The 6005-nt window shown below is 61.5% G+C and carries 5 protein-coding genes, 1 tRNA gene and 1 pseudogene; 5 read left to right on the plus strand and 2 right to left on the minus strand.

Features of this window, described 5'->3' with window-relative positions:
* Positions 1-16 precede the first annotated feature (16 nt).
* From NW809_RS10055 to nusB, 3 genes are all read left to right on the plus strand, one after another.
* Positions 17-874: a Cof-type HAD-IIB family hydrolase gene (locus NW809_RS10055; protein ID WP_011429257.1), complete on the plus strand. Its 858-nt coding sequence runs from the start codon at positions 17-19 to the stop codon at positions 872-874.
* Positions 875-885: 11 nt separating this feature from the next.
* Complete coding sequence (locus tag NW809_RS10060) at positions 886-3045, plus strand: ATP-dependent helicase (RefSeq protein ID WP_041438062.1); 2160 nt, start codon at positions 886-888, stop codon at positions 3043-3045.
* Positions 3046-3164: 119 nt separating this feature from the next.
* Complete coding sequence (gene nusB, locus NW809_RS10065) at positions 3165-4031, plus strand: transcription antitermination factor NusB (protein WP_099812516.1); 867 nt, start codon at positions 3165-3167, stop codon at positions 4029-4031.
* A gap of 389 nt (positions 4032-4420) precedes the next feature.
* Here nusB and NW809_RS10070 read toward each other — a convergent pair.
* Positions 4421-4492: transfer RNA gene (locus NW809_RS10070), tRNA-Gly, on the minus strand.
* Positions 4493-4600: 108 nt separating this feature from the next.
* Here NW809_RS10070 and ssuE point away from each other — a divergent pair.
* On the plus strand, positions 4601-5152 hold the full coding sequence (ssuE, locus tag NW809_RS10075) for an NADPH-dependent FMN reductase (RefSeq protein WP_011429260.1): 552 nt from the start codon (positions 4601-4603) through the stop codon (positions 5150-5152).
* A 63-nt stretch (positions 5153-5215) separates the two neighbouring features.
* On the opposite strand, the gene NW809_RS10080 is transcribed toward ssuE, so the two are convergent.
* Entirely contained in the window at positions 5216-5635 is a 420-nt protein-coding gene (locus NW809_RS10080; protein ID WP_011429261.1) for a hypothetical protein, read from the minus strand.
* 168 nt (positions 5636-5803) lie between these two features.
* Between NW809_RS10080 and NW809_RS10085 the strand changes: the two are divergent.
* Positions 5804-6005 (plus strand): annotated as a pseudogene (locus tag NW809_RS10085) (hypothetical protein); the annotation flags it as partial.

Genomic DNA, 6005 nt, shown 5'->3' on the forward strand with positions numbered 1-6005 from the left:
GCCAGGAGGAGGGGCGATGCAAACCGGAGCAGAAGCTCAAGTCCAACAGCGAAAAAAGGAGGCAGGATCCTGGAGAGACATTCGGCTGTTGGTATTGGACATCGACGGCACGATTGCCGGGCCTTCCAACCAGGTTTCGGAGCCGGTGCGGCAGGCCATTCAAAAAGCCAAGGCGGCAGGCGTGCGGGTAGCCATTGCTACAGGTCGGATGCATCGCTCTGCTGAGCGGTTTCACTACGCCATTGGGGCCGATATGCCCCTCTGCAGCTATCAGGGGGCGCTCATTCGCGATCCCGACAGCCAAAAGACCTTGAAGCATTGGAGCCTGGACTGGTCGCTGGCGGAGGAGCTGCTGCAGGTGCTGCAGGATCAGCCGGTGGGGGTGCACCTCTACATCGACGATCAGCTCTATTTGCGGGAGCTCAGCCCCCTCAGCCAAGCCTATGCCGAGCGCTCCCAGGTGCCGTTCCAGATGCTCTCCCCCGCCCAACACGGGAAAAGCCCCACCAAGATCCTGGCTGTTTCGGAGGATACGGAGTTTCTGCAGCAACTCCAGGGATCCCTGCGGCAGCGGTATTCTCCTGAGCAGATCTACCTCACCCGCTCGGAGCCGATTTTTTTGGAGGCCACCCATGCGGCGGTGAACAAGGGCAATGCCGTTCGTTTTCTGGCGGAAGAGCTGCTGGGGGTGTCGGCGGATCAGGTGATGGCCATCGGCGATGGCGACAACGACATCGAGATGCTCCAGTATGCGGGGATCGGGGTAGCCATGGGGAACGCCTCGCCGGCTCTGCTGCCCCACGCTGATTGGGTTGCTCCCCCCGTCACCGAAGATGGGGTGGCGGTGGCCATTGAGACCTTTATCCTCGGCTAGTTGCGGATGCAATGGTGAGCTTGGCAGATTCTCCTTTTCCCCAAGTCACGTTGCGTCCAGAACAGCAACGGGCATTGGCGTATCGGTCGGGGCCTCTGGGGATCGCGGCAGTTCCGGGGAGCGGCAAGACGTTTATCCTGGAGCTGCTAATCGCCGATCTCATCCTGAATCGCGGCGTTCCACCGGAGCGCATTGGGGTGTTCACCTACATGCGTTCGGCGCGAAGCAATTTGATCAACCGCATCAACCAACGCCTGCAACAGGCGGGCTATCCGGATCGCTTTACCCAAGCCTTCACCTTGCACTCGCTGGCGCTGCGGGTGTTGCGGGAGGTTCCCGGCCCTTGGGAAGAGCTGTCCATCCTGGAGGAATATGAACAGGAGCGCCTGCTCAGCCGTCTCTGCCGCGCCTGGCTCGCCCACCACACCCACCTCTGGGAGCCCTTGATCCCTGCCGAGAAGCCCCACAAGGTGGTCCGAAACCGGCTGCGGTTTCGACGCAGCTTCCAGCAGATGGTGCGGGCGGTGATCAGCACGGCCAAGAATCTGCGTCTGGGGCCGGAGGCGATCCCCACAACTACTCAGGGCTATCTGGGCTGGGCGGCCCCCATCTATGCTGCCTACCAAGCGGAGCTGCGTCGCCTGGGCAAGCTGGACTACGACGACCTGGGCTGGCAGGCAGTGGAGCTAATCGAGCGCGACCCGGCCCTGCGGCAGCAGGTGCAAAATTGGTACGACTACCTATTCGAGGACGAGGCCCAGGACAGCTCCCCCCTCCAAGAAGAGCTGCTGCGGCTGCTCAGCCAGCGCACCGGCAACCTGGTACGGGTCGGGGATCCCAACCAAAGCATCATGGGCACCTTCACCACCGCCGAGCCGCGGCTGTTTCGCGCCTTTTGTCAGGCCAATCCCCAGGTGACGTTGAAAGAGTCCAGCCGCAGCGCCCCCCAGATCCTGGAGTTGGCCAACCGCCTGGTGGACTGGGTGAACCAGAAGCACCCCATCCCAGCCCTGCGCACCGCCCTGGCTCCCCAGCACATTTGCCCGGCCAGCGCTGGCGGCCTAAATCCCCCGGCCAGCGAAGGGGAGGTGGTGTTTCGCCGGGTAGTCGGATCCCCGGAGCAGGAGCTGCAGGAGGTGACGCGGTGGGCCCTGGCAGCCGCCCAGGCTTTTCCCGACCAGACGGTGGCCATTCTGGTCACCACCAACGAGCTGGGGGGCAAGGCCCTCGACTACCTGCGGGAACTGGGGGCAGAGCAGGTGATCGATCTGTTGCGGGGCAACCCCAGCCAGCGGCGGGTGTTGCTGCAACTCAAGGGAATCATCGACTGGTTGGCCCAGCCCATTTCCTCTGCCCGCTTGGCCGCTGCTGTGGATCACCTGGCCGACTGGGCCGGGATCCCGCGCCTGGAGCTGGGGCCGATGCTGGACTGGATCCGCGCCTCGCTGCCGGAGCGGCTGCTATTTCCCCAGTTTGGGGAAGCCCCCACTTTGCCGGATAGCCCCTCTTGGCAAAACTTGGGCAGGCTGCTGCGCATCCTTGCCGGTTGGCTGCGGGCCGGGCGCTCCCCTTGGCCGGAGGTGCTCAATGTGATTGTCCAAAGCCTCTACCGCAAGCCGGAAGAGCTGTTTGTGGGTTGCTACGTCATCGACCAGTTGGAGCAGGTGCTGGGATCCCTGCCCGAGGTCGATTGGCAGGAGATTGCCCAAGAATTGCGGGTGATTCTGGATCGCCGCCTCAACAACCTGCCCTCGGAGATCTTTGCCTTCAACCCGGAGCCGGGCAGCATCACCGTTACGACTCTGCACCGCGCCAAGGGCTTGGAATGGGATCAGGTGTTCATCCCCCAGGTGTCGGCCTACGAGTTTCCCACCTACTCTGAAGAGCGACCGGTGGGGCTGAGGTTTTTGGAGGATGTCGATATGAGAGCAGAAGCCCTGGCCCAGTTGCGGCAGCTCAGCCGCAGAAGTTGTTGGGAGCAGCAGGCCGACTCGGCCACCGAGCAAGCCTTTTTGGATCTGGCCGCAGAGCGGCTGCGGCTGCTGTACGTGGGCATCACCCGCAGCAAACGGCGGCTTACCCTCTCCGTCTCCAGCCAATCTCGCTTTGGCGAAGAGCAGAGTGCATCGTTGGTGTTTCGCGTGTTGAGCCGCCCTTGCGAGGCAAGTTGACAGCGAGGCGCCCGGGCCTCTGGTTCTTCATTGCCCCGCGGCAGGCTGCTAGCATGGCTAAGCCCGATAGCGCCGCCTTGCGCGATGGGGCAGTCGTTTAAAAACATGGGTATTCTGCAATGCAACCTCGGCGTGTTGCCCGCGAACTGGCCCTGCTGGGGGTCAACCAACTGCCGGCCACAGCGGCCAAACTGAGCGAAAAACAACTGGAGGACTTGCTGCTGGCAGCCATCCGCGCTCTGCAGGAAGAGACCCATGAAACTCTCTCCACAGCGGCGGCGGAGATCCAGCGCAGCGATCGCCTGTTGCACGAGAGCGATCCCCTGTTATTGGCCGCTTCTGATGCCAAGGAAGAGGGCGGAGCTCGCTCTCTTACTGTCCGCCTTCAGCAGGCCCAACGACATCTGCAACGCTTGGAAACGGCTCTGAAGGAGGCCAACGCCGGCGACACCGTGCAGGGAGAATTGCTGGAGCTGGCCCACCAAGCCCAAGTGGCCCTCAGCAACGCCGGCCAAGCCCTGGAACACCTGGAACAGCGGCTGTACAGCGTCCGCCGCATCCTGGATGAGGTCGTTCAGTTGTCCCAAAAGGCGGTCAACCGGCTGGGAGTTGCCCTCTCCATGCCGGAGCTGTTGCACATTGCCCAAGCTCAAGAGGTACGCGCCTACGCTCTCCAACTGTTGACCGCCCTGCGCACCCATAAGGAGGCTATCGACGCCCGTTTGCAAGGGGTTTTGGTAGGCTGGCAACTGAAGCGGGTGGGGCGGATCGAGCGCGATATCCTGCGCCTGGCGGTAGTGGAAATGGAGATCCTGCGCAGCAGCCCCGACAAGGTCGCCATCAACGAAGCTGTAGAATTGGCCAAAAAATACGGGGATCCGGAGGCCGCCGCTTTTGTCAACGGGGTGCTACGGCGGGTGGTGGACAGCCGCATGGAAGCCCCTTTCGGTCGGAATCCTTCGCCAGCCGGGGATCTCAGAAGCTAGGCTCCTCACTGCCTTAGGGTGAAGGCCCTGCGTGGGGCAGATTGTTTGACCCTCCTACCGCCCAGGGGATTTTTACGCAGTCCGCAAGCGGACTCACAGAGGCGTTGTCAAGACACCTCTAGACAGTTCCTGGAGGCAAGGCCCCAAGGTTCTGCTGACTTTTCTGATCGCGTCAGCGGGACGGAGTCGTTGCAGGTTGGCTGAGACGGCAGTCTCTTCCGGACGCTTGCCACCGGTCGGGTTTTTCACCGTCTTAGGGGCTCGCCTGGGAACGGCACGCCTCGGTGATAACTATGCCATTGATGAGCAGCTAAAGTTGCTCACGGGCCTTTCCGCCCCGCACTCAAGTACGGGGCCAGCCAGCTATCCCTCTGTGTTTTCGATGGGGAAGCGGGCGATGAGATTCGAACTCACGACATCCAGCTTGGGAAGCTAGCGTTCTACCACTGAACTACGCCCGCAGGGATCCAGGCTCGACAACCTGGAGACTTTCCTAACGCATAGTTTAGCATTTCTTGGACGGGATCCCTGGTACAACAGAAGCAGCGTTCTACTTCTTTTGTTGATCCATGCCGGCCATCCTCCTGCTCTCCGGTAGTCCTGGCCCTCTTTCTCGGGAAGCCGCTGGCCCGCCACCGCGGTCGGAAGCGATTTTGCACCACGCTGCCGGGATCCTGTCCGGTCTGGGATTGACGACGGAGTTTGTCTCGGTGCGGGATTTGCCGCCAGAGGATCTGGTGCGGGTTAACTTTGAGAGCCCTCACCTCCAGCAGATTCAGGAAAAGGTGGCCCAGGCTGCCGGGATCGTCATCTCTGCTCCTGTCTATAAAGCTTCTTATCCAGGCGTGTTGAAGGCGCTGCTGGATTTGCTAGACCAGGATGCTTTTACCGGCAAGGTGATTCTCCCCATTGCCACCGGGGGAACCCTGGCCCACCTGCTGGCCATCGACTTTGCCATGAAGCCGGTGCTGGCCGTGATGGGCGCAACCCATATCTTGAAAGGGATCTACATCCTCAGCTCGCAGATCCAGTTTGAGGCCGACGGCACCCTGCGGCTGGAGGCCGACATTGAAGAACGTCTGCAAGCAGGGATCCGGGCGCTTGCCCAGGCGGTGAAATAACGATTTTTCGTTCATGCGGAAGCGCCCAGCCAACAACTGAAAGGCAACTCTCCGGTGCAGCCTTCAGGGATCCCTCAACAGCACCGTCGCAGTCACAGCGGCACTTTGTCCCAACCGGTCGAAAACCCGTAAACTGAGCAGGTAAGAGCCGGGCACCAAGTTCAAAGGGGGGCGGATGCGGAAGCGAGTAGTGCAGGACACGTTGCCGGAGACACAGTTGACCTGGGCTGCTGACAGCGTCTGCACCTCGATCCCCGACCATGACACCTGAAACGCCAGCTCCGCTGGGAGCCGCCCCGGCACCGACACCGAGACCCCAACCTCCAAAAAGCCGCCCCGGCTAACGGCGGCAGGAATGTCGCTGCTGGTGATTAGCGGCGGCAGAGGGGGGCTGGCAGTGAGCGCGGCGGCACCACAACCGACCAGAGCCACGCCCAGCAGGGCCAGCGTCAACCCCCAAGGTTTGGATCCCAGCTTGATCACAAGGCTCCCGCTTCAGAACTCCATCCCCCAAGTATAGAGGATGGAGGCAACATCTCTAGCGTTAGTTTTGGGAGAACTCAAAAATTCACGCTATAGGTGGTGTCAAGCTGGATATTTGCCCGGAGCATCTGCTAGAGTAAAGCCCATAATCTGTCGAGCAGCCGGGCTATGGAAGTGGAAGAGGAGCTGAAAGCTTTGCGGGCGCGCGTGCGCAACTTGGAGCGATCCCTAGCAGAGTCAGAGGCACTGTCATTGCAGCAGATTGAATGTACCCATCGCCTGGAACAGCAACTGCTGGAAGCGCAGGCCCAACTGCAGGAGCGGGAGCAAGCTTTGCAGGCTTGTCAAGAGGAGAAGGCGCGGCTGGAAC

Source organism: Synechococcus sp. WC101 (genome assembly GCF_047461555.1).
In the GTDB taxonomy this organism is placed as follows: Bacteria; Cyanobacteriota; Cyanobacteriia; order Thermostichales; family Thermostichaceae; genus Thermostichus.

Excerpts from the sequence above, each read along its gene's own strand:
- NW809_RS10055 (WP_011429257.1), top strand. The coding sequence starts at position 17 with ATGCAAACCGGAGCAGAAGCTCAAGTCCAACAGCGAAAAAAGGAGGCA.
- NW809_RS10060 (WP_041438062.1), top strand. The coding sequence starts at position 886 with ATGGTGAGCTTGGCAGATTCTCCTTTTCCCCAAGTCACGTTGCGTCCA.
- nusB (WP_099812516.1), top strand. The coding sequence starts at position 3,165 with ATGCAACCTCGGCGTGTTGCCCGCGAACTGGCCCTGCTGGGGGTCAAC.
- ssuE (WP_011429260.1), top strand. The coding sequence starts at position 4,601 with ATGCCGGCCATCCTCCTGCTCTCCGGTAGTCCTGGCCCTCTTTCTCGG.